General features: G+C 70.8%; 19 protein-coding genes, 1 tRNA gene and 1 pseudogene. 9 read left to right on the forward strand and 12 right to left on the reverse strand.

Annotated elements, in window-relative coordinates; translation table 11 throughout:
* Positions 1–105 precede the first annotated feature (105 nt).
* Genes ACFWUZ_RS07335 through ACFWUZ_RS07350 form a run of 4 tightly spaced genes read left to right on the forward strand, consistent with a single transcriptional unit; the run spans position 106 to position 4450 of the window.
* Positions 106–1035: a branched-chain amino acid ABC transporter permease gene (locus ACFWUZ_RS07335; protein ID WP_384368499.1), complete on the forward strand. Its 930-nt coding sequence runs from the start codon at positions 106–108 to the stop codon at positions 1033–1035.
* Complete coding sequence (locus ACFWUZ_RS07340; protein WP_384368502.1) at positions 1032–2858, forward strand: branched-chain amino acid ABC transporter permease; 1827 nt, start codon at positions 1032–1034, stop codon at positions 2856–2858. The genes ACFWUZ_RS07335 and ACFWUZ_RS07340 overlap by 4 nt, the downstream gene beginning before the upstream one ends.
* A gap of 3 nt (positions 2859–2861) precedes the next feature.
* Positions 2862–3737 (forward strand): ABC transporter ATP-binding protein, encoded by an 876-nt coding sequence (locus ACFWUZ_RS07345; RefSeq protein WP_384368505.1) that lies wholly within the window; start codon positions 2862–2864, stop codon positions 3735–3737.
* Positions 3734–4450 carry an ABC transporter ATP-binding protein gene (locus tag ACFWUZ_RS07350; protein ID WP_384368508.1) on the forward strand — a complete coding sequence of 239 codons (717 nt, stop codon included), beginning with the start codon at positions 3734–3736 and terminating at the stop codon, positions 4448–4450. The genes ACFWUZ_RS07345 and ACFWUZ_RS07350 overlap by 4 nt, the downstream gene beginning before the upstream one ends.
* 81 nt (positions 4451–4531) lie before the next feature.
* Here the strand turns inward: ACFWUZ_RS07350 and ACFWUZ_RS07355 are convergent, their stop codons facing one another.
* Positions 4532–5185 carry an ANTAR domain-containing response regulator gene (locus ACFWUZ_RS07355; protein WP_384368511.1) on the reverse strand — a complete coding sequence of 218 codons (654 nt, stop codon included), beginning with the start codon at positions 5183–5185 and terminating at the stop codon, positions 4532–4534.
* Positions 5186–5283: 98 nt separating this feature from the next.
* On the opposite strand from ACFWUZ_RS07355, the gene ACFWUZ_RS07360 reads away from it, so the two are divergent.
* Together ACFWUZ_RS07360 and ACFWUZ_RS07365 are read left to right on the forward strand one after the other, a co-directional pair.
* Positions 5284–5356, forward strand: a tRNA-Leu gene (locus ACFWUZ_RS07360).
* 176 nt (positions 5357–5532) lie between these two features.
* Positions 5533–6231, forward strand: a complete 699-nt coding sequence (locus ACFWUZ_RS07365) for a helix-turn-helix domain-containing protein (protein ID WP_384368514.1) — start codon at positions 5533–5535, stop codon at positions 6229–6231.
* Between the two features lie 88 nt (positions 6232–6319).
* Here ACFWUZ_RS07365 and pyk read toward each other — a convergent pair whose 3' ends face one another.
* Together pyk and ACFWUZ_RS07375 are read right to left on the reverse strand one after the other, a co-directional pair.
* A complete protein-coding gene (pyk, locus tag ACFWUZ_RS07370; protein ID WP_384368517.1) occupies positions 6320–7747 on the reverse strand; it encodes a pyruvate kinase in 1428 nt (475 codons plus the stop codon).
* Positions 7748–7893: 146 nt separating this feature from the next.
* Positions 7894–8625 (reverse strand): SIMPL domain-containing protein, encoded by a 732-nt coding sequence (locus ACFWUZ_RS07375; RefSeq protein WP_384368519.1) that lies wholly within the window; start codon positions 8623–8625, stop codon positions 7894–7896.
* Positions 8626–8767: 142 nt separating this feature from the next.
* On the opposite strand from ACFWUZ_RS07375, the gene ACFWUZ_RS07380 reads away from it, so the two are divergent.
* Positions 8768–10564, forward strand: coding sequence for a bifunctional metallophosphatase/5'-nucleotidase (locus ACFWUZ_RS07380; protein WP_384368522.1), 1797 nt, complete (start codon positions 8768–8770; stop codon positions 10562–10564).
* Between the two features lie 132 nt (positions 10565–10696).
* Here ACFWUZ_RS07380 and ACFWUZ_RS07385 read toward each other — a convergent pair whose 3' ends face one another.
* The 7 genes from ACFWUZ_RS07385 to ACFWUZ_RS07415 form a co-directional block, all read right to left on the reverse strand.
* Positions 10697–12106, reverse strand: a complete 1410-nt coding sequence (locus ACFWUZ_RS07385; RefSeq protein ID WP_384368525.1) for a lysine N(6)-hydroxylase/L-ornithine N(5)-oxygenase family protein — start codon at positions 12104–12106, stop codon at positions 10697–10699.
* Entirely contained in the window at positions 12103–13479 is a 1377-nt protein-coding gene (locus tag ACFWUZ_RS07390) for a pyridoxal phosphate-dependent decarboxylase family protein (protein ID WP_384368528.1), read from the reverse strand. Before ACFWUZ_RS07390 ends, ACFWUZ_RS07385 begins: the two co-directional genes overlap by 4 nt.
* A gap of 619 nt (positions 13480–14098) precedes the next feature.
* Complete coding sequence (pepN, locus tag ACFWUZ_RS07395; protein ID WP_384368531.1) at positions 14099–16708, reverse strand: aminopeptidase N; 2610 nt, start codon at positions 16706–16708, stop codon at positions 14099–14101.
* A 38-nt stretch (positions 16709–16746) separates the two neighbouring features.
* Entirely contained in the window at positions 16747–17085 is a 339-nt protein-coding gene (locus ACFWUZ_RS07400; protein ID WP_384368534.1) for a chorismate mutase, read from the reverse strand.
* A 441-nt stretch (positions 17086–17526) separates the two neighbouring features.
* Positions 17527–17928 carry a sensor histidine kinase gene (locus ACFWUZ_RS07405; RefSeq protein ID WP_384368537.1) on the reverse strand — a complete coding sequence of 134 codons (402 nt, stop codon included), beginning with the start codon at positions 17926–17928 and terminating at the stop codon, positions 17527–17529.
* The gene (locus ACFWUZ_RS07410) at positions 17925–18218 is read right to left on the reverse strand and encodes a hypothetical protein (RefSeq protein ID WP_384368540.1); all 294 of its coding nucleotides are present in this window, start codon (positions 18216–18218) and stop codon (positions 17925–17927) included. Before ACFWUZ_RS07410 ends, ACFWUZ_RS07405 begins: the two co-directional genes overlap by 4 nt.
* Before the next feature lie 173 nt (positions 18219–18391).
* Positions 18392–19153 carry a serine protease gene (locus tag ACFWUZ_RS07415; protein ID WP_384368543.1) on the reverse strand — a complete coding sequence of 254 codons (762 nt, stop codon included), beginning with the start codon at positions 19151–19153 and terminating at the stop codon, positions 18392–18394.
* A 195-nt stretch (positions 19154–19348) separates the two neighbouring features.
* Between ACFWUZ_RS07415 and ACFWUZ_RS07420 the strand changes: the two are divergent.
* Positions 19349–20036: pseudogene (locus ACFWUZ_RS07420) on the forward strand (hypothetical protein); the annotation flags it as partial.
* Positions 20037–20213: 177 nt separating this feature from the next.
* Positions 20214–20945, forward strand: coding sequence for an HAD family acid phosphatase (locus ACFWUZ_RS07425; protein ID WP_384368546.1), 732 nt, complete (start codon positions 20214–20216; stop codon positions 20943–20945).
* A gap of 185 nt (positions 20946–21130) precedes the next feature.
* On the opposite strand, the gene ACFWUZ_RS07430 is transcribed toward ACFWUZ_RS07425, so the two are convergent.
* Entirely contained in the window at positions 21131–21802 is a 672-nt protein-coding gene (locus tag ACFWUZ_RS07430) for a DUF4360 domain-containing protein (RefSeq protein WP_384368869.1), read from the reverse strand.
* Between the two features lie 56 nt (positions 21803–21858).
* On the reverse strand, positions 21859–22506 hold the full coding sequence (locus ACFWUZ_RS07435; protein ID WP_384368549.1) for a DUF4360 domain-containing protein: 648 nt from the start codon (positions 22504–22506) through the stop codon (positions 21859–21861).
* Positions 22507–22803 lie beyond the last annotated feature (297 nt).

Raw genomic sequence — 22803 nt, forward strand, 5'->3', positions numbered from 1 at the left:
CCCCGGCCACCCGCTAGCAACCCCCACCCCTCTCTGCCGCGCGGGGCGCGCACACAAAGCGCCCCGCGCGGTGTCACATCCGTCGAAAGACTCGGAGGACCTGCGGTGCACGAACTGCCGCAACAGCTGGTCAACGGCCTGCTACTGGGATCCATGTACGGGCTCGTCGCCATCGGCTACACGATGGTCTATGGCATTGTCCAGCTCATCAACTTCGCCCACGGCGAGATCTTCATGACCGGCGGCTTCGGCGCGCTCACGGTCTGGCTGATGCTCCCCGGCGGCACCACCATGTGGCTCGCCCTGCCGCTCATGCTCATAGGCGCGGTCATCGTGGCCACCACCATCGCCGTCGGCGCGGAACGCTTCGCCTACCGCCCCCTGCGCAACGCACCACGCCTCGCCCCGCTCATCACCGCCATCGGCCTCTCCATCGCCCTCCAGCAGGCGGTATGGGCCTGGTACCCGGGCGCCACCAGCTCCATCGTCTTCCCCGAGATCGCCGGCGGACCCTTCCACCTCGGCAGCATCACCATCCAGACCGGTGACGTCTTCCTCCTGATCGCAGCCCCCGTCTCCATGGCCTTCCTCGGCTTCTTCGTCAAGAAGACCCGCACCGGCCGCGGCATGCAGGCAACCGCCCAGGACCCCGACACCGCCAAGCTCATGGGCATCAACACCGACCGCATCATCACCACCGCGTTCGCCCTCGGCGCCCTCTTCGCCGCCATCGGAGCCGTCGCCTACGGCCTCAAGTACGGCGAAGTCCAGTTCAAGATGGGCTTCCTCCTCGGCCTCAAGGCCTTCACCGCCGCAGTCCTCGGCGGCATCGGCAACATCTACGGCGCCATGGTCGGCGGCCTCGTCCTCGGCCTCGCCGAGACCCTCACCACGGTCTACGTCGACGAAATCCCCGGCCTCCAGCAGCTCGGCGGACAGTCCTGGGGCAACACCTGGGCGTTCGTACTTCTCATCCTCGTGCTCCTCTTCCGGCCCCAGGGCCTGTTGGGCCAGCGCGTGGCGGACAGGGTGTGACCTCCATGACGACCATCACCGCAGACCTCGCCGAGAACACCACCGCCGAGGACAAGGGCTTCATCGCCCTCCCCGAGAAGACAGCCCGCCTCCTCGCCACCGGCGGCGGCGCCCTCACCGTCCTCTCCGCCTTCCTCGCCTGGACCTGGACCACCGCCTACCCCGGCAACCTCACCGTCTACGGCTACCCCGGCGGCCTCCAGTGGCTCGTCCTCATCGGCGGCGCCCTCACCACCCTCTTCGGCCTCGCCTCCTACGGCGTCAAGGGCCTCGGCTGGCTCGCCCCCGCAGGCACCGACGCGGCCATCAAACTCGCCGCCCTCGCCGCCTTCGCCACCACCTGGTACACCGTCGTCTCCATCGTGGTCGAGCTCGGCGCCCTCGTCGACCTCGAACCCGGAGCCGGCGTAGCCGCCCTCGTCAGCCTCGCCGCCGTCATCGGCGCCTTCGCCCTGCCCTTCAAGCGGCCGGCCCTCGAAGGCCCCGACCCCGACGACAACGACTGGGAAAAGTTCAAGCACGAAGCCGGCAACACCTGGACCACCTTCAAGGCAGCCTTCGCCTCCGGCCCCGTCGCCCCCGCGAAGGTCCTCCCCGCCTGGACCGAAATCCTCCTCATCGCAGCCGTCCTCGGCCTCGGGCTCGCCGTCTTCACCTACGGCATCACCACCCCGTACCAGGAACTCTTCATCGGCTTCCTCATCACGGTCAGCTTCGCCGCGGCAGCGCTCAACAAGGCAGGCCTCATGGCCCGCCTCACCGCCCTCACCTCCCGCCACCGCAACGTCGCCCTCGTCGGCGCCTTCGCCGCCGCGGCCGCCTTCCCCCTCACCCAGACCGACGACCAGTACGCGAGCCTCGGCGTCAACATCCTGATCTTCGCCACCGTCGCCCTCGGCCTGAACATCGTCGTCGGCCTCACCGGCCTCCTCGACCTCGGCTACGTCGCCTTCCTCGGCGTCGGCGCCTACACCGCGGCCCTGGTCTCCGGCTCCCCGAACTCGCCCTTCGGCGTACAGCTCCCCTTCTGGGCAGCCCTGCTCGCCGGAGCCGCCGCATCCATGATCTTCGGCGTCCTCATCGGCGCCCCGACCCTGCGACTGCGCGGCGACTACCTCGCCATCGTGACGCTCGGCTTCGGAGAGATCTTCCGCATCTCCATGAACAACCTCGACGGCGTCTCCGGCCCCGACATCACCAACGGCCCCAACGGCGTCGCCAACATCCCGAACATCAACATCCTCGGATTCGACTTCGGAGCCGCACACACCTTCGCAGGCTTCACCATCGGCCGATTCGCGAACTACTTCCTGCTCATGCTGGCGATCACCCTCATCGTGGTCCTCGTCTTCCGCCGCAGCGCAGAATCCCGCATCGGCCGCGCCTGGGTCGCCATCCGCGAAGACGAAACCGCCGCCGAAGCCATGGGCATCAACGGCTTCCGCGTCAAGCTCATCGCCTTCGCCCTCGGCGCCACCCTCGCCGGCCTCGCCGGCGTCGTCCAGGCACACGTCCAGTACACGGTCACCCCCGACCAGTACAAGTTCGCCGAGGCCATCCCCCCGAACTCCGCATTCCTGCTCGCCGCGGTAGTCCTCGGCGGCATGGGCACCATCTCCGGCCCCCTCGTCGGCGGCGCCCTCCTCTTCCTCATCCCCAACAAGCTCCAGTTCCTCGGCGAGTACCAGCTCCTCGTCTTCGGCGTCGCCCTCATCGTCCTGATGCGACTGCGCCCCGAAGGCCTCATCCCCAACCGGCGCAACCAGCTCGAACTCCACGACCAGGCCGCCGCTCCCACAGTCCTCGGCAAGGCAGGGGTCTGACCCATGACGACCACCACCACCGCCCCCAGCACGGCGGAGACCGTCCTCGACGCGCGCGGCGTCACCATGCGCTTCGGCGGCCTCACCGCCGTCAACAACGTCGACCTCACCGTCCGCAGCGGCGAGATCGTCGGCCTCATCGGCCCCAACGGCGCAGGCAAGACCACCTTCTTCAACTGCCTCACCGGCCTCTACATCCCCACCGAGGGAGAAGTCCGGTACAAGGACACGGTCCTGCCGCCCAAGTCCTTCAAGGTCACCGCAGCCGGCGTCGCACGCACCTTCCAGAACATCCGTCTCTTCAACAACATGACGGTCCTGGAAAACGTCCTCGTCGGCCGCCACACCCGCACCAAGCAAGGCCTCTGGGCCTCCCTCCTGCGCCTCCCCGCCTTCCACCGCGAGGAAAAGGCCAGCCGCGAGAAGGCCATGGAACTCCTCGAGTTCATCGGCCTCGCCCACAAGGCCGAACACCTCTCCCGCAACCTGCCGTACGGCGAACAGCGCAAGCTCGAAATCGCCCGCGCCCTCGCCAGCGACCCCGGCCTCATCCTCCTGGACGAGCCCACCGCCGGCATGAACCCGCAGGAGACCCGGGCCACCGAAGAACTCATCTTCGCCATCCGGGACATGGGCATCGCCGTCCTCGTCATCGAGCACGACATGCGCTTCATCTTCAACCTCTGCGACCGGGTCGCCTGCCTCGTCCAGGGCGAGAAGCTCATCGAAGGCACCGCCAGCGAGGTCCAGAGCGACGAGCGCGTCATCGCCGCCTACCTCGGCGAGCCCTTCGAAGGCGCCCCCGGCGCCGAAGAAGCCGCCGAGGTCGAGGCCGCCGAGGCGCACAGCACCACCAGCACGGACGGAGAGCCCAAGTGACCGCACTGCTCGAGGTCGAGGACCTCCGCGTCGCCTACGGCAAGATCGAAGCCGTCAAGGGCATCTCCTTCAGCGTCGACGCCGGCCAGATCGTCACCCTCATCGGCACCAACGGCGCGGGCAAGACCACCACCCTGCGGACCCTGTCCGGACTGATCAAACCGCGCGGCGGCCAGATCAAGTTCAACGGCAAGTCCCTGAAGAAGGTCCCCGCCCACGAGATCGTCTCCCTCGGACTCGCCCACTCCCCCGAGGGCCGGCACATCTTCCCCCGCATGAGCATCGAGGACAACCTCCTCCTCGGCGCCTTCCTCCGCAAGGACAAGGAAGGCATCCAGCAGGACGTCCAGCGCGCCTACGACCTCTTCCCCATCCTGGGAGAACGCCGCAAGCAGGCCGCCGGCACCCTCTCGGGCGGCGAACAGCAGATGCTCGCCATGGGCCGCGCCCTCATGTCCCGCCCCAAGCTGCTCATGCTGGACGAGCCCTCCATGGGCCTCTCCCCGATCATGATGCAGAAGATCATGGCGACCATCGCCGAGCTCAAGGCCCAGGGCACGACCATCCTCCTGGTCGAGCAGAACGCCCAGGCCGCGCTCTCCCTGGCCGACCGCGGCCACGTCCTGGAGATCGGCAAGGTCGTCCTGTCCGGCCCCGGCCGCGAACTCCTCACCAACGAGGACGTCCGCAAGGCCTACCTCGGCGAGGACTGACCCCGCCCGCTCCACCGCCACACACGCGTGAGGCCCGCCTCCCCTCGGGGGGAGACGGGCCTCACGTACGTCCGGGGAACGTCAGCCCTTGGCCGCGTTCTTCTTCTCCTCGGCGTCCTCGATGACCGCCTCCGCGACCTGCTGCATGGACATGCGGCGGTCCATGGACGTCTTCTGGATCCACCGGAACGCAGCCGGCTCCGTCAGCCCGTACTGCGTCTGCAGGATGCTCTTGGCCCGGTCGACCAGCTTGCGCGTCTCCAGACGCAGCGAGAGGTCCGCGACCTCCTTCTCCAGCGCCCGCAGCTCCGCGAAGCGCGACACCGCCATCTCGATGGCCGGCACCACGTCGCTCTTGCTGAACGGCTTCACCAGGTACGCCATGGCCCCGGCGTCACGGGCCCGCTCGACCAGGTCGCGCTGCGAGAACGCGGTCAGCATGAGCACGGGGGCGATGGACTCCTCCGCGATCTTCTCGGCCGCGGAGATCCCGTCCAGCACGGGCATCTTCACGTCGAGGATCACCAGGTCGGGCCGGTGCTCCCGCGCCAGCTCCACGGCCCGCTGCCCGTCCCCGGCCTCACCGACGACGGAGTACCCCTCCTCCTCCAGCATCTCTTTCAGGTCCAGGCGGATGAGCGCCTCGTCCTCGGCGATGACGACCCGGGTCGTCAGCGGCGGAACGTGCGACTGGTCGGCGTCGGGCGTGGGCGTCGACTCGTGCTCGGCGGTCACGGGGGCTCCTTGTGCAAGGCGATTCAGCTCCCCCGAGCCTACCTAGCTCCTGTATGTTTGTGACACGGAGGGTCTTCGGTATCCTTCGTTTCGAAGGGGCCCCGGTAGCCCAGCGGTAGAGGCCATGGATTCAAAACCCATTCAGCGTCGGTTCGAATCCGACCCGGGGCACTTCTCCTTCGATTCCAAGGTCGTCAGATAAATTTGGCGATCTTCACTCGTCATGGTGAACGAAACTTCGAATTGCGACCAACCGGACGAATAGCCGCGAGGCTCCCCTCGTGGAGCACAATCCTTCGATACGCGATGAAGCCGTCCTCTTGTTGCGCAAAGGTGTCACCAACCGGATGGTGGCCGAGTATCTCGGTGTCCCGCGCGGCACCGTGGGCTGGTGGCGGTACGAGGACCGCCGACATCGTGGTGAGACGTACACCCAGCTGACCGACTGCCCGATATGCACCGGCCGCGCATTCGATCAGCAGGCGTACTCCTACCTCCTGGGCCTCTACCTCGGAGACGGCCACATCATCTCCAAGTACAAACAGCACCATCTCTCCGTCTTCTGCGATGCGACATGGCCAGGCCTGATAGACGGCGCCGAGCTGGCCATGCACCTCGTCATGCCCGCGCCGGCGACAGGGCGTCGCCATCGGCGGGGTTGCGTGGAGGTCAAGTCGTACTCACAGCACTGGCCCTGCATGTTTCCCCAGCACGGGCCCGGCAACAAGCACGAGCGGCGAATCACCCTTGAAGGCTGGCAGCAGGACATCGTCGAGGCATATCCCTGGGAGTTCCTCCGGGGACTAATTCATTCCGACGGGTGCCGCATCATCAACTGGACCGTCCGGAACGGTAAGCGCTACGAGTACCCCCGGTACTTCTTCACCAACAAGTCGGACGACATCCGGAAGCTGTGCACCGACACGCTCACGAAGGTCGGCGTCCAGTGGACCGTCCTGGCGCGGGGCAGCGACCCCTTCAACGTGTCCATCGCCCGCAAGGCCTCCGTCGCGCTCATGGACGCGCACATCGGCCCGAAGTACTAGCCCGGCCGCGGCTCCGGCGGGCGACCGCGTCGGGCGGGGGCTCCCTCTGTGCGGGTGGGAGCTGCCCGACGCGGTGCTGCGGTGGTGGTCAGCGGACGGCTTCGCCGATGTGGTGGATGCGGACGAGGTTGGTGGAGCCGCTGACGCCGGGGGGTGAGCCGGCGGTGATGACGACGGTGTCGCCGGGTACGCAGCGGCCGATGCGCAGGAGTTCTTCTTCGACCTGGGCGACCATGGCGTCGGTGGAGTCGACGTGGGGGCCGAGGAAGGTTTCGACGCCCCAGGTGAGGTTGAGCTGGGAGCGGGTGGCGGGGTCGGGGGTGAAGGCGAGGAGGGGGATGGGTGAGCGGTAGCGGGAGAGCCGTCGGACGGTGTCGCCGCTCTGGGTGAAGGCGACGAGGAATTTGGCGTCGAGGAAGTCGCCCATTTCGGCGGCTGCGCGGGCGACGGCTCCGCCTTGGGTGCGGGGCTTGTTGCGGTCGGTGAGCGGGGGGAGGCCCTTGGCGAGGATGTCTTCTTCGGCGGCTTCGACGATGCGGGACATGGTGCGGACGGTTTCGACGGGGTATTTGCCGACGCTGGTTTCGCCGGAGAGCATGACGGCGTCGGTGCCGTCGATGACGGCGTTGGCGACGTCGGAGGCTTCGGCGCGGGTGGGTCGGGAGTTGTCGATCATCGAGTCGAGCATCTGGGTGGCGACGATGACGGGTTTGGCGTTGCGCTTGGCGAGTTTGACGGCGCGCTTCTGGACGATGGGGACTTGTTCGAGGGGCATTTCGACGCCGAGGTCGCCGCGGGCGACCATGATGCCGTCGAAGGCGGCGACGATGGCGTCGATGTTCTCGACGGCCTGGGGCTTTTCGATCTTGGCGATGACGGGGAGGCGGCGGCCTTCCTCGTCCATGATGCGGTGGACGTCGTCGATGTCGTGGCCGCTGCGGACGAAGGACAGGGCGATGACGTCGGCGCCGGTGCGCAGGGCCCAGCGGAGGTCTTCGATGTCTTTTTCGGAGAGTGCGGGGACGGAGACGGCGACGCCGGGGAGGTTGAGGCCCTTGTGGTCGGAGACCATGCCGCCTTCGATGACGGTGGTGCGGACGCGGGGGCCATCGACGGCGGTGACTTCGAGGGTGACGCGGCCGTCGTCGACGAGGATGCGTTCGCCGGTGGTGACGTCGGCGGCGAGGCCCTTGTAGGTGGTGCCGCAGGTGTGGCGGTCGCCTTCGTGGTCTTCGACGGTGATGGTGAACTCGTCGCCGCGTTCAAGCAGTACGGGTCCTTCGCGGAAGCGGCCGAGGCGGATCTTCGGGCCTTGAAGGTCGGCGAGGATGCCGACGCTGCGGCCGGTCTCGTCGGAGGCCTTGCGTACGCGCTGGTAGCGCTCCTCGTGTTCGGCGTAGGTGCCGTGGCTGAGGTTGAAGCGGGCGATGTCCATTCCGGCTTCGACCAGGGCTTTGATCTGGTCGTATGAGTCGGTGGCGGGGCCCAGGGTACATACGATTTTCGCTCGGCGCATAAGGCGAGCGTATGCCCCTACCAGGCAGTAGGAAATTGGTTCCGGGTGTCCACTCAACAACCTTTGTGCAAAAGCTTGTTGACAACTGTTGAATGTGCATGGGGGTGCTCTGATGAGCACCCCCGGGGGCACGGCTGCGTATGTTCTCAGAGCTGCGGAGGGGTCATCGTGAAGCGCGCGTTCACCTGGGCGTAGACGGTCTGGCGCTGCGGTTCGAGGTCCAGGGGCGGGGCTCCGGCGTCCTCGGTGGTGCTGAAGGCCATGGTGCGCATGCCGGCGCCGGGGGCGGGCGGGAAGGGTGCGGCGTTCTCGGCGCCGAGGTCGGCGAGTTCGACGAGGGCGGCGAGGCGGGCGCCGAGGGCTTCGGCGTATTCGCGGGCGCGCTGGACGGCTTCGAGTACGGCTTGGCGCCGGGCTTCGCCGTGGGCGGATGAGGTGGGGCGCAGGGCCCACCAGGGGCCGTCGACCTGGGTGAGGTCGAGGTCGGCGAGGCGGGTGGTGAGTTCACCCAGGGTGGTGAAGTCGTTCAGCTCGGCGGTGATGTGCACTCGTCCGTGGTAGGCGCGGATGCGTTCGCCGCGGCCGTGGCGGGTGAGTTCGGGGCTGATGGAGAAGGCGCCGGTTTCGAGTTTTTCGACGGGGTCGCCGTAGCTCTTGATGAGGTCGAGGACGGTGTTGTTGCGGCGGGTGAGGTCGTCGAGGGCGGTGCGCCGGTCGGTGCCGCGGGCGCTGACGGTGATGCCGATGCGGGCGATCTCGGGGTCGACTTCGAGGCGGGCTTCGCCGCGGACGGCGACGCGGGGGACTTCGGGGGTTCCGTAGGGCTGGTGGGGGGTGTCGTGGGTCGGCGTGTCCTGGGTCGGTGCGTCCTGGGTCATGGCTTCACTCTCTCGCACTGTGGTGCGCGGGGGTTCGGTCATCGGATCGAAACCTGGTGGGGGTGTTGCCGCTTGTTACCGCTGGGTCAGAATCTACGCGCGCTGTCTACGCGCGTTGTTCGGATCTCACGAGGGAGATGGCATGGCGTTCGATCGCAGGGCTTTTCTGGGTACGACGGCGGCGACGGGTGCGGCGGTGGCGCTGACGGGGGCTGCGGCGGCTCCGGCGGTGGCGCAGCCGGGGCGGCCTGGGCGGGCGCGGACGTACGCGTTCACCGTGATGGGCACGACCGATCTGCACGGGAACGTCTTCAACTGGGATTACTTCACGGACGGGGAGTTCGACGACAAGGCGCACAACGATGTCGGCCTGGCGAAGATCTCGACGTTGGTCGATCAGGTGCGGGCGGCGAAGGGGCGGCACAACACGCTGCTGATCGATGCCGGTGACACGATTCAGGGCACGCAGTTGTCGTACTACTACGCGAAGGTGGATCCGATCACGGCGCGGCGTGGTCCGGTGCATCCGATGGCGCAGGCGATGAATGCGATCGGGTACGACGCGGCGGCGCTGGGGAACCACGAGTTCAATTACGGCATTCCGGTGCTGCGGAAGTTCGAGGAGCAGTGTGATTTCCCGCTGCTGGGGGCGAATGCGCTGGATGCGAGGACGTTGCGGCCGGCGTTCGCGCCGTACAGCATGCACCGGTTGCGGACGCCGTGCGGGCGGGACGTGAAGGTGGCGGTGCTGGGGCTGACGAATCCGGGGATCGCGATCTGGGACAAGGCGCATGTGCAGGGGCAGATGACGTTCCCGGGGCTGGAGGAGCAGGCGGCGAAGTACGTGCCGCGGCTGCGTTCGATGGGTGCGGACGTGGTGATCGTGTCGGCGCATTCGGGGTCGAGCGGTACGTCTTCGTACGGGGACCAGTTGCCGCACGTGGAGAACGCGGCGGCCCTGGTGGCGGAGCAGGTGCCGGGGATCGACGCGATCCTGGTGGGTCATGCGCACACGGAGATCGCGGAGTACCGGGTGAGGAACCGGGCGACGGGTCAGGAGGTCGTGTTGTCGGAGCCGCTGAAGTGGGGCCAGCGGCTGACGTTGTTCGATTTTGAGCTGGCGTGGGAGAAGGGTCGTTGGTCGGTGACGAAGGTCGCGGCGAGCGTGCTGAATTCGAATACGGTGGCTGAGGATCCGAAGATCACGGGGCTGCTGGCGGACGAGCACCGCAAGGTGGTGGCGTACGTGAACCAGGTGATCGGGACCTCGACGCAGGCGATGTCTTCGGCGGAGGGTCCGGTCAAGGACGTGCCGGTGATCGATCTGATCAACCATGTGCAGGCGGAGACGGTGAAGGCCGCTCTGGCGGGTGGCGAGTGGGCGGCGCTGCCGGTGGTGTCGCAGGCCTCGTGTTTCTCGCGGACGGCGGGGATACCGGCGGGGAAGGTGACGATCAGGGATGCGGCGGGTCTGTACCCGTTCGAGAACACGCTGGAGGCGCGGCTGGTGACGGGTGCGCAGCTGAAGGACTATCTGGAGTATTCGGCGCGGTACTTCGTGCGGACCGCTCCGGGTGAGGTGGTGGATCCCGCGAAGCTGACGAATGCCGAGGGTGTTCCGGACTACAACTACGACGCGGTGTACGGGCTCTCGTACGACATCGACATCGCGCAGCCGGTGGGTTCGCGGATCGTGGGGTTGTCCTTCCAGGGGAAGCCGGTGGATCCGGCGGGGCGGTTCGTGCTGGCGGTGAACAACTACCGGGCCTCGGGTGGCGGTAACTTCCCGCACGTCCCGCAGGCCAGGCAGCTGTGGGCGGATTCGGACGAGATCCGCAACACGATCGTGTCGTGGGTGAAGGCGAAGGGGACGGTGGATCCGGCGCAGTTCGCTTCGGTGGACTGGCGGCTGACGCGGGGGTCGGTGCCGGTGTTCTAGGGGCTTTTCCGGGGTCTCCGGTCGCCGGGGGGCTCCGGTCCGGGGTCTGCGGTCGCCGGGGGCCCCGGTCCGGGATCTCCGGTCGCCGGGGTCTGCGGTCGCCTCGGTCGCCTCGGTCGTCTTGGGGGGTGGCTAGGGGTGGTCGACCAGGGGGAGCAGCTCGCCTGCGGGTCGGGGGCGGGTGTGCTCCCGCTGTTCGAGGCCGAAGGTGGTGAAGGCGGTGCGGTGGGGCTGGGGGTAGGGCTCTTTTCCGGTGAGGGTGTTGAGGATGGCGGCGCTTCGGCTGGCGGCGAGGCCGAGGTCGGGGGCTCCGACGCCGTGGGTGTGGCGTTCGCCGTTCTGGACGAAGATGCTGCCGGTGACGGCGGGGTCGGTGATCATCCGGTAGCGGTCGTCGATGCGGGGGCGGCCGGAGGCGTCCTTGCGCAGGTAGGGGTCGAGTCCGGCGAGGAGGCCGCCGAGGGGGCGTTCCCGGTAGCCGGTGGCGAGGACGACGGCGTCGGTGGTGAGGCGGGAGCGGGTGCCTTGTTCCTGGTGTTCGAGGTGGAGCTCGACCTTGGTGGTGGCGACCCGGCCGGCGGTGCGGACGGTGACTCCGGGGGTGAGGACGGCGTCGGGCCAGCCGCCGTGGAGGGTGCGGCGGTAGAGCTCTTGGTGGATGGCGGCGATGGTGTCGGTGTCGATGCCCTTGTGGAGCTGCCATTGGGAGGGGACGAGGCGGTCGCGCACGGGTTCGGGGAGGGCGTGGAAGTAGCGGGTGTAGTCGGGGGTGAAGTGTTCGAGGCCGAGTTTCGAGTACTCCATGGGGGCGAAGGCGGGGGTCCGGGCGAGCCAGGTGAGGCGTTCGCGGCCTTCGGGGCGGGCGCGGAGCAGGTCGAGGAAGACTTCGGCGCCGGACTGGCCTGATCCGATGACGGTGACGTGTTCGGCGTCGATGATGCGCTGCCGGCTGTCGAGGTAGTCGGCGGAGTGGATGACGGGGACGGTGGGGGCGTCGGCGAGGGGGCGCAGGGGTTCGGGGACGTAGGGGGCGGTGCCGAGGCCGAGGGCGAGGTGGCGGGTCCAGGTGCGGCCGAGGGCTTCGGCTTCGCCGTGGGGGTCGAGTTGGGTGAAGTCGACTTCGAAGAGGTCGCGTTCGGGGTTCCAGCGGACGGCGTCGACCTGGTGGCCGAAGTGGAGTCCGGGGACGCGGCCGGCGACCCAGCGACAGTAGGCGTCGTATTCGGCGCGTTGGGTGTGGAACTGCTCGGCGAAGTAGAAGGGGAAGAGCCGTTCCTTGTGTTTGAGGTAGTTGAGGAAGCTCCAGGGGCTGGTGGGGTCGGCGAGGGTGACGAGGTCGGCGAGGAAGGGGACTTGGAGGGTGGCTCCTTCGATGAGGAGTCCGGGGTGCCATCGGAAGTCGCGGCGCTGGTCGTAGAAGGCGGTGGCGAGTTCACCCGCTCCTTGTCGGGGGAGGCCGTGGGCGAGGGCCGCGAGGGAGAGGTTGCAGGGGCCGATGCCGATTCCGACGAGGTCGTGGGGTGCATCGAGCTGGGCGGTCATCGGTGGGTGCTGCCTTCCAGGAGGGCGATGAGGGTGTCCAGGTCCGCCGCCGTGGTGTGGGGGTTGAGCAGGGTGGCTTTGAGCCAGAGGCGGCCGGCGGTGTGGGTGCGGCCGAGGACTGCGCGGCCCTCGTGCAGGAGGGTGCGGCGCAGGGCGGCGACCTGGTTGTCGTCGGCGTGGGTGGGCCGGAAGAGCACGGTGCTGATGGTGGGCGCCGAGTGGAGCTCGAAGCGGGGGTGGGCGTCGAGGAGTCGTGCGAAGTGGTGTGCGAGGTCGCAGGTGCGGTCGATCAGGTGGGCGATGCCGTCGCGGCCGAGGGCGCGCAGGGTGGTGGCGATCTTGAAGGCGTCGGGGCGGCGGGTGGTGCGCAGGGAGCGGCCGAGGAGGTCGGGCAGGCCGGCTTCGGTGTCGTCGGTGGCGTTGAGGTAGTCGGCCTGGTGGGCGAGGGGGGTGAGGAGGGTGGTGTCGGGGACGGCGAGGAGTCCGGCGGCGACGGGCTGCCAGCCGAGTTTGTGGAGGTCGATGGTGAGGGAGCGGGCGCGGTGGAGGCCGCTGACTTCTGCGCGGTGGCGGGGGCTGAGGGCGAGGAGGCCGCCGTAGGCGGCGTCGATGTGGAGGTCGGCGCCGTGGTGGTCGCAGAGGTCGGCGATGGGGGTGAGGGGGTCGACGAGTCCGGCGTCGGTGGTGCCGGCGGTGGCGGTGACGAGGACGGGGCCGGGGGTGGTGGCGAGGGCGCGGGCGAGGGTGGTGGGGTCGAGGGTGCCGGTGGGGGTGGGGAGGGCGGTGGCCGGGGGGAGGCCGAGGAGCCATGCGGCGCGGGGGACGGAGTGGTGGGCGTTGGCTCCGTGGAGGACGGTGAGGTGGGGGCCGTGGCGTTCGCGGGCGAGGAGCAGGGCGAGTTGGTTGGCTTCGGTGCCGCCGGTGGTGACGAGGGCGTCGGGGTGGGGGGCGTGGGGGTAGAACTCGGCGGCGAGGGTGCGGGTGAGGAGGCTTTCGAGGGCGGAGGCGGCGGGGGCCTGGTCCCAGGAGTCGAGGGAGGGGTTCAGGGCGCCGGCGGCGAGGTCGGCGGCTGCGGCGACGGCGAGGGGCGGGCATTGGAGGTGGGCTGCGCAGAGGGGGTCGGCGGGGTCGGCGGCTCCGGCGGCCAGGGTGTGGACGAGGGTGCGCAGTGCCTCGTGGTCGCCGGTGCCGTGGTCGGGCAGTACGTCGCCCAGGGCGGCCTCGACGCGGGCGGTGACGGTGTGGGGTCCGCCGGCCGGGATCGGCCCGCCGCGTTCCCGGGCTCCGCTGTGGAGGGCTTCGAGGACGGTGTCGAGCAGGGGCCGCAGGGCTTCGGTGCCCGTGGGGCCGCCGGCGAGCGGGGACGGTGTCATCGGAGTTCTCCGGAGGCGGGTTCGGTGCTGCCCGGGGGCGGCTGGGGCGGGGCACCCGGCCGGTACAACGATCCGACCCGAATGGGGTAACCGCCGGGGTTTGTCCGGGGTCGCTTTCCTGCCGGGTCGCCTGGCGGCTGGCCGGGGGGATCCGGGTGGCTTCGGGGTGGGCCGGCGGGTGGCCCTGCGGGCGGCGGCGGGGCCGGGCGGCTGCCGCCGGGGCCTGGGTAGCGGGTTGCTCCGCCGGGCCGGTCGGCTGCCGCCGGGCCTGGGGGGCGGGTTCGCTCCAGTGGAGAGCCCGGTCGGCTGCCGCCGGGCCTGGGGGGCGGGTTCGCTCCAGTGGAGCCCGGTCGGCTGCCGCCAGGGCTCGTTCGGGCGGGTTTGTTCCGGAGGAGCCCGGTCGGCTGCTGTCGGGCCTGGGGGCGGGGTAGTCCCGCGGGGCCCCATCGGGCGGAGCGGGGTGCGGGGCCCCTCCGGGGCACCCCCGGCCCCGCCGGCGGGTTCACCTCGCCGAGCCCGGGGGGCGGGTTTGGCTCCGGTGGAGGTCGGGCGGCTGCTGCCGGGGGTGGGCGGCGGGGTTCGCTCCGCCGGGGTGGGGTTCGGGCGGGTGGGTTTGGGGTTACGGGCGGCGGACGTGGAGGGCGCGGGAGAGGTCGGCGAGTTGGTCGTCGAGTTTGCGGCGCAGGGTCGGGAGGATCGCCGGGTCGGTGAGGCAGGCGCGGCCCGCCTGGAGGTTGGCCTGGTCGATGGCGTAGGCGGGGAAGGCCCAGCGGCCCGCGGCATCGCCGATGGCCGGGCCGCGGCGGGCGCCGAGGGCGACGGCCTCGGGGTAGTAGCGCGGCACGTAGTCCCGTACCAGGTCGGCCTGTTCGGGCTGCCAGAAGCCCTGGGCCACGGCGGTGAACAGGTAGTTGGAGAGGCTGTCGTCGTGGAACAGGCGTTGCCAGGCGACCGCCTTGGCCTCGGCCGTCGGCAGGGCGGCGCGGCAGCGGGCGGCGCCTTCCTCCCCGGTGGCGCTGGGGTCGGCGGCGAGGGCGGCGTCGATCTCGCGTTCTCCGACGGCGCCGAGGACCGAGAGGCGGGCGAGGATGCGCCAGCGCAGTTCGGGGTCGAGTTCGGGGCCGCCGGGGACGGTGTCGTCGGCGAGCCAGGCGGCGAGGGTGTCGGGCTGGGTGGCGCTGTCGATGAAGGCGCGTACCGCGGCCAGCCGCAGCCCCGGCTCCGAGCCGTCCTCGGTGCGCCGGAGCAGGGCGCGGGCGATGGAGGTGATGGTGGCGAGGGCCGCACTGCGTTCCTCGGGGGCGGCGTAGCGGTCGGCGATCTGGGTCCGGGCGAAGGCGAGGACGCCCTGGACGACGGCGAGGTCGTCCTCCCCGGGCAGGTGGGCCTCGGCGGTGGCCAGGTACTCCGGCGGGGACAGTTCGCCGTCGCGGACCATGTCGCGCAGGGAGTTCCAGACGACGGCGCGGGTGAGCGGGTCGGGGAGGCCGGAGAGGTTGCGCAGGGCGGTCTCGACGGAGGTCTCGTCGAGGCGGACCTTGGCGTAGGTGAAGTCGGCGTCGTTGAGGAGCAGGAGCGCGGGGCGGGGGCCGCCGACGGAGACGACCTCGTCGGAGGGGACGTCGAGGTCGAGGAGTTCGCGCAGTTCCAGGACGCGGCTGTCGACGGGGTCGCGGTCGTAGACGCCGGCCGCGATGCGGTGCGGTCGGCTGCCGCGGCGGTCGACGGTGAGGGTCCAGCCGGGGGCTCCGTCGGTGTTGACCTCGATCTTGGGGGTGAGGGTGTCGATGCCGGTGGTGCGCAGCCAGATGTCGGCCCAGGCGTGGACGTCGCGGTCGGTGTGGACGGCGAGGGAGTCGACGAAGTCGGCGAGGGAAGCGTTGGCGAACTTGTGGCGGGCGAAGTGGGTGTTGATGCCGGCGAGGAAGTCCTTCTCGCCGAGCCAGGCGACGAGCTGGCGCAGGACGGAGGCGCCCTTGGCGTAGGAGATGCCGTCGAAGTTGAGGAGGGCGGAGGCGGTGTCGGGGACGTCTTCGGGGGCGGGGGCGACGGGGTGGGTGGAGGGGCGCTGGTCGGCGTCGTAGCCCCAGGACTTGCGGGCGACGCCGAATTCGGTCCAGGTGCCGGTGAAGCGGGTGGCTTCGGCGAGGGTCTGGTAGCCCATGTATTCGGCGAAGGACTCGTTGAGCCAGATGTCGTCGAACCAGCGCAGGGTGACGAGGTCGCCGAACCACATGTGGGCCATCTCGTGGGCGATGACCATGGCGCGGGTCTGGCGTTCGGTGTCGGTGACGGCGGAGCGGTAGATGAACTCGTCGCGGAAGGTGACCAGGCCGGGGTTCTCCATGGCGCCGGAGTTGAACTCGGGGACGAAGGCCTGGTCGTAGGAGTCGAAGGGGTAGGGCTCGGTGAACTTCTGCTGGTAGCGGTCGAAGCAGGCGGTGGTGACGGAGAGGATCTCGTCGGCGTCGTCGTCCATGTGGGGGGCGAGGGACCGGCGGCAGTGGATGCCGAAGGGCAGTCCGGCGTGCTCGGTGGTCACGCTGTGCCAGGGGCCGGCGGCGACGGCGGCGAGGTAGGTGGGGATGGGGGGCGTGGGGGCGGAGCGCCATACGGCGGATCCGGGGTCGCCGTGCTCCGTGCCGGTGCGGTCGGTGCCGTCCGTGGCGCCCGTGGCGTCCCTGGCGCCCGTGGCGTGCTTGTCGTCGGCGACGGCGGCCTCGTCGGTGCGGGTGGTGATGCCGTTGGCGAGGACGGTCCAGTGTGCGGGCGCGGTGACGGTGAACTCGAAGACGGCCTTCAGGTCGGGCTGGTCGAAGGCCGGGAAGACCCGCTGCACGTCGTCCAGGAACATCTGGCTGTAGACGTACGTCTCCCCGTCCGCGGGGTCGGTGAAGCGGTGCAGGCCCTCGCCGGTGCGGGAGTAGCGCATGCGGGTGTCGGCGCGCAGCTCGTGGGGGCCTTCGGCCAGGCCGGTGAGGGGGAGGCGGTTGCCGCTGAGGGAGGCGGTGTCGAGGGGGTGCCCGTCGAGCGTGACGGAGCGCAGTTCGTCCGGTTTCAGCTCCAGGAAGGTGTCTCCGGCGGCGCGGGCGCTGAACCGGATGACGGTGGTGGAGTCGAAGGTCTCGTCGCCGCCGGTGAGGTCGAGGGTGACGGCGTAGTGGTGGACGTCGAGGAGCTGGGCTCGGTGCTGCGCTTCGTTGCGCGTCAATGCGGACATGGGGGCCATGCTGCCCGAAACGGCAGCCGGACCCCAGGGAGTGTGATCTACGAGGCTTCCTCGCCGGCGGCGATCGTCTCGTGGTGGCGGATGACCTCGGCGATGATGAAGTTCAGGAGCTTCTCGGCGAAGGCCGGGTCGAGCTTGGCGTTCTCGGCGAGCTGGCGCAGTCGGGCGATCTGGCTGGCCTCGCGGTTCGGGTCGGCCGGGGGCAGCTGGTGCTTGGCCTTGAGGTGGCCGACCTGCTGGGTGCACTTGAAGCGTTCGGCGAGCATGTGGACCACGGCCGCGTCGATGTTGTCGATGCTGTCCCGCAGTCGGGCCAGCTCGGCGGTGACGTCCGCGTCGATCCCGCCGGTGCCGTTGTCGCTGTCGCTCTTGTTCATGGTCACCGAGAATACGTGGCGGTGGGCGGTGGTTTCGTCGGCCGGTCAGCCAGTGAGACGCGGGCCCGCGCCCGCCCGGACCGCCCCCCGGGGGTGCCTGTCGGCCGGGCCGCCGCGGCGGATACCCGGCGGGACCACGCCACCGTACGGACCTGCCGGACCGAGCCCTGAGGAGGCCCCTGACCGGGGCGGGGCTGGGGCGGGCGGGGCCGGGCCGGGCAGAGCCTTGCCGGGGCCGGACCGAGCCGGGCGGGCCGGGGCGGAGGCGTGCCGGGCGGGCCGACCAGCGGCCGGGGCCGAGCCGGACCGCGCCGGGACAGGGCCGGGCGGGCCGGGGCGGGCGGGCCGGGGCCGGACAGGGGCGGGCGGGTCGGGCCGGGGCCGGGCAGAGCCGGGGCCCGGCCGGGTGGGGCGGGTGCGGCGGTGTGTGCTCGGCGGGGTTCAGAGGGGCAGGGTTGCGGTGACGAGCCAGCCGCCTTCGGGGGCGGGGCGCGCAGTGAGGGAGCCGCCGAGGGCTTCGGCGCGTTCGGCCATGCCGGCGAGGCCGTAGCCGCCGCCGCGGGCGTTCTCGGAGAGCCGGGCGGGGCGGCCGCCATCGTCGGCGATGCGGACCTCCGGGCCGGCCGGGACGGTGCGCAGCCCGATCCGTACGGCGGTGGCGGTGGCGGCGACGTCTCCGGGGAGGCGGTCCTCCAGGCCCTCCTCGATGGGGAGGACGACGGGCGGGCACGTCACGGAGAACCGTTCGGTGAGTCCGCGGATGTCGGCGAGGCCGGCGACGGGGGCGGTGCCCGGGCGGCTGCCCGCCGGGGCCCCTGCCTCGTCCTCCCGGAGGATCTTCACGAGGCAGCACATCGAGCCGAGGGCCTCGTCGCCCGCGGTCTCGATGCGGCCGAAGATCTCGGCGGCGCGGTCGGCGGGGACCTTGGTGAAGCGGGCCGCGCGGGCTTCGACACGGCCATGCAGCCGAGTCCGAGGAGCGGGCCGAGGACGGCGGCGGTGCGGGCGGGGGCGCGGAGCAGGACCTGGGAGAGGAGGACGAGGAGGGCGATGGCCTCGCCGCTGCCCCAGACGACGAGGGGGTGGCTGCCGACGAGGAGCAGGAGGGTGACGGTCCGGCGGGTCCTCTCCATGGGACCGGCGGGCGGGTCGGCCCGCAACCGCACGGCGGTTGCCCGGGTGGGTGCCGCGGGGCGGGGCAGCGGTGGTGCGGCCTCGCGGTACCGGCTTCGAGGCTACGTACGTCCGGGGGACGGCGCCTCGTCCTTCCGGCCGGTTGTGGGCCGGCCGGAAGGACGGGCCGGGGCTACATCGCGGCCGCGGCGCTCTTGATCTGGGCGGCGAAGGTCGAGACCTCGGTGTAGACGCCCGGGTAGTCGGGTCGGGCGCAGCCCTGGCCCCAGCTGACGATGCCGACCTGGATCCAGGCGTTGGTGTTGTCGCGGCGGAACATGGGGCCGCCGGAGTCACCCTGGCAGGTGTCCACTCCGCCCTGGTCGAAGCCGGCGCAGATCTCCTCGCTGGGGACGAGGGAGCTGCCGTAGGAGGCCTGGCAGCTGGCGTCGGAGACGAAGGGGACGGTGGCCTTCATCAGGTAGCGCTGCTGGCTGCCGCCCTCGCGGGTGGCGCCCCAGCCGGCGACGGTGAAGGTGCCGTTGTCGTACTGCTTGGTCTCGGCGATCTTGAGGGTGGGCAGGTTGATGGGCTTGGCGAGCTTGATGAGGGCCCAGTCCTTGCCCGTGCCGTTGTAGCCGGGGGCCCGCAGGACCTTGGTGGACTTGACCTTGATGGCGCTGGCGCTGTTGAGGTCGACGACTCCGGCGGTGGCGGTGATGGAGGTGTTGTTGCCGGAGCTGCCCACGCAGTGGGCGGCGGTGAGGACGATCTGCTGGGTGTAGAGGGCGCCGCCGCAGCCCATGGAGAGGCGGACCATGAAGGGGAACTCGCCCTGGGCGGCGCGGGTGCCGCCGACGACGGGGGCCGGGCCGGCGGAGGCGGTGCCGGGCTGGAGGCTGACGGCCGCGAGGGCGACCGCGCCGACGGCGAGGGTGCGCTTCATGAACCTCATGAGACTGGACACAGTCAACACACTGCCTTTCGTGGGGGGTTGGGCTGTGCGTGCCATCGGGTGAATGACGGGTCCATGACACATCGAACGTATGGCGGGCATCAAGAACGCATTTTCGGCCAACTCCCGGCCGCGACGGCAGGGATTGCGGCGAGGGGGCCCCGATGACGCAGAAGAACGGGGCGCGGGCCCCGTCGAGCACGGATTTCCGCGCTGCGGCTGCCCGAGGCGCGCAGGGTGGTCGCCTTCCGGCCGCTGGAGGAGGCGGCCACCGTGGAACCGGCGGCGGGCCCGAGTACGCCGTCGAGGTCAACGGCCGCTTCCGCGCGCACCGCCGCGATCTGGCCGCGGCCCTGGCCCATGAGGTCACCCGCGTCCTGCTGCACCGCCTGGACCTGCGCTTCCCGGCCACCGCGGACAGCGGGATCCTCACCGACACCGCCGCTGCCCGCCTGGGAGCCGGCCGGCTCCTGCTGGACGCCTACCGCGAGGACGAGCTGACCCGCCAGAAGCTCGGCGACCTCACCCCGGAGGGGTTCGGCTACGTCCTCGCCCGGCGCGGGCGCCTCTTCGGCGAGGACCCCTCCGCGTGGTTCACGAGCCCCAGGCGTACGAGGCTTACGCGCGCGGGCGCGCCCCGGCCGAGCGGGAGCACCGCCGCGCCCCGCCGGCGGCGGGCCGGGCCGAGCGGCTCCGCTACGCCCGGGACCGGCGCACCGGGGCCGCGCGGCCGGGCGGGGCCGCGTACCGCTCCGACGGGAACGGCCCGGGGCTGCGGGGGGAGTTCTGCTGCCCGGTGTGCGGGCAGCGGCTGCGGCTGCCGGTGCGCGGGTGGCCGAGGGTGCGGGGCGGGCTGTGCGGGACGGTCCTGGAGTGCGACACGCGAGTCCCGAGCGAGGCCGGTGGTGTGGGCGGTACCGGTGGTGTTGGCGGGATGGGGGGCGCCGCTTCATCTTCCCGCCGCGAAAAGTTTCTTACCGGCCAGTAGACAGGGGCTCGACACTGACCGAATGTGGTCGCGTACATGCCAATCCCCGCCCGCGACCGAGGAGCGTCCCCCATGCGCAGCACCCGCCGCACCCGCCCCACCCACGCCACCCGTAGCGCCGCTGTCGGCGCGGCCGCCGCAGCCGCGATCCTGGCGCTGGTCCCGGCCGCCGCCGCACAGGCGGCTCCGACCCCCGCCCGGGCTTCCGCGTCCGCCGCCACGACGGTCTCCACGGTCTCCCCGGCATACGCCGCCTCCACCGCCTCCACCGCCTCCGCGCCCGGGGGCAACGCGGCGATCCTCGGCATCGACTACGCCACCTGGCAGCGGGACGTGGCGTCCGTCATCGACGCGGCCCGCCCCGGCATCGAGCAGCGCATCGCCGCCTCGCCCGCCGGCGAGAAGCCCGCGCTCGTCCTCGACATCGACAACACGTCGCTGGAGACGGACTTCCACTGGTTCTGGACCTTCCCGACGCCCGCGATCTCCAAGGTCCGCGCGCTGACCCAGTACGCGCACGAGCGCGGGGTGGCCGTCTTCTTCGTCACCGCCCGCCCCGGGATCATCCACTCCCTCACCGAGCACAACCTCAGGGCCGTCGGCTACCCGATCTCCGGGCTGTACGTCCGCGATCTGCCCGACCTGTTCGACGAGGTCAGCGCGTACAAGACGGGCAAGCGCGCCGAGATCGAGGCACGCGGCTACACGATCATCGCCAACATAGGCAACAGCCCGACCGACCTCGTGGGCGGGCACGCCGAACGCACCGTCAAGCTGCCGGACTACGGCGGCAAGCTGTCCTGAACGGCAAGTCCCGGCGGGCCGCGGCCGAACCCCGCACAACATGAGGGGGCGGCCGCGGTTCAGCAGGGGGGCGGAGCGGGTACTGATACCCCATCGCACCGAGGACGGACCCGGACCCGACCCCTCGCCAGGGGGCCGGGCACGGCCGCGTCCGGGGGGCTTCCCGTCCCCGGGTCATGCACCGGCTATCGGGGCGGGCACACCTGCCAGGCCAGGTGGTAGAGCGTGCTCACGCCGGCGTCCGTGGAGTCCATGGCCATGAAGCTCGTCGCCTGCGGACCGGACGTCCCCGCGTTCACGCGCAGTTCGGTGTTGATGTTGAAATTGCGCTTCTCCCCGCAGGGTGCCCAGACCAGGTCCGCGTACTCCGTCCGGTCGGTCGCCTGCCAGTTGTCGTTGAGCGGACCGTTGAACTGGTGGGTCCGCTGGGACGTCTGGGGCATTCCCTGGAAGTAGTAGCTCGCCTTCTCCTGCCCCCACGCTCCGGGCTGCAGGAAGGCGAACCCGCGGTAGTCGGCCTGGACGATCGCGTAGGTGAATCCCGAAGGCACGTGGACGCGCAGGTTGAGCTGGCAGTTCTTGCGGAACGCGGTCGCCGGGGCGCCCGGGCCGACCTGCGCGAGGTACTCGCTGTAGGTGACCGTGAAGGCCGTGTTGTCGGGCGCGACGGCCACCTCGGCGGTGCCCTCGCGGCAGCCTGAGCCGTTGACCGTGGCCAGCTCGATCACGATCTTGTCGGGCGGCGCCGTGATCAGCGGGCCCACGCCGGGACCCGGACCCGGGGCGGCTGCTCCGGCCGGCGTCGCGGCGGCGACGAGGGCGGCGAGGGCACCGCCGACGAGCAGGGTGCGGGACAGGGGAAGGGACATCGTTGTCGCTCCTCTTGAGTCGGGGTTCCTGCACGCGCGGCACGTCAGGGCGCGGTGCATTCCTTCCACTCGAAGTGGTAGACGGTGCTGACGCTGCCGTCGGTGGAGTCCATGCTCATGAAGCTGAGGGCCTGCGGGTTCGACGTCCCCGCGTAGACGCGCAGTTCGGTGTTGACGTTGAGGTTGCGCTCCTCGCCGCAGGGCGCCCAGACCAGGTCCGCGTACTCCGTCCGGTCGCTCGCCTGCCAGTTGTCCGAGTGCGGGCCGTTGAACTGGTGGGTGGAGCGGGCCGTCTGCGCCTGGCCCTGGAAGTAGTAGTTCGCGCGCTCCTGCCCGTAGGCCCCGCGCTGGAGGTGGGCGAAGCCGCGGTAGTCGGCGCGGGCGATGGCGTACGTGTACCCCTGGGGCACGTGGACGCGCAGGGCGAGCTGGCAGTTCTTGCGGAACGCGGTGCCGCCGGAGCCGGCTCCCGCCTGGGCGAGGTAGTCGCTGTACGTGACGGTGAAGGAGGTGTTGTCGGAGGCCGCGGCGACGGCCGCGGTCCCCTGCGGACAGCCCGAGCCGTTGACCCCGACCACCTCTACGGTGATTCTCCCGGGCGGGGTGGGACCGGTATCGGCCCCTGCGGGGGCGGCGACGGCCAGGAGGGCCACCGCCGCCGCACCGACGGTGATTTGGCGGAGCGACGTCATCGTTTCTCCATTCGTCCATGCCGATCCGATCCCGGATCCGATTCCGGTTTCGGTTTCCGTTTCGACGTGGACATGCCACCACGGGCCCATGGTGGCGATAAGGCTCCGTTACGGCCAACGCCCGCCGACCGCGCCCCCCTGGCCGGAACCGCGGGCGTCCGCCGGGCCCGGCGCGCGCGCATCAGCCCCGCGACGGCGGCGGGCGGCCGGTACGGGCCCCCGCGGCCGCGCAAGATGACCGGAACCCCCCGGCCGCGCCGGCCCCGCCCGCAGGTCGGCCCCTCCCGGCCGGACACG

The organism is Streptomyces sp. NPDC058646 (genome assembly GCF_042716875.1).
Taxonomy (GTDB): Bacteria; Actinomycetota; Actinomycetes; order Streptomycetales; family Streptomycetaceae; genus Streptomyces.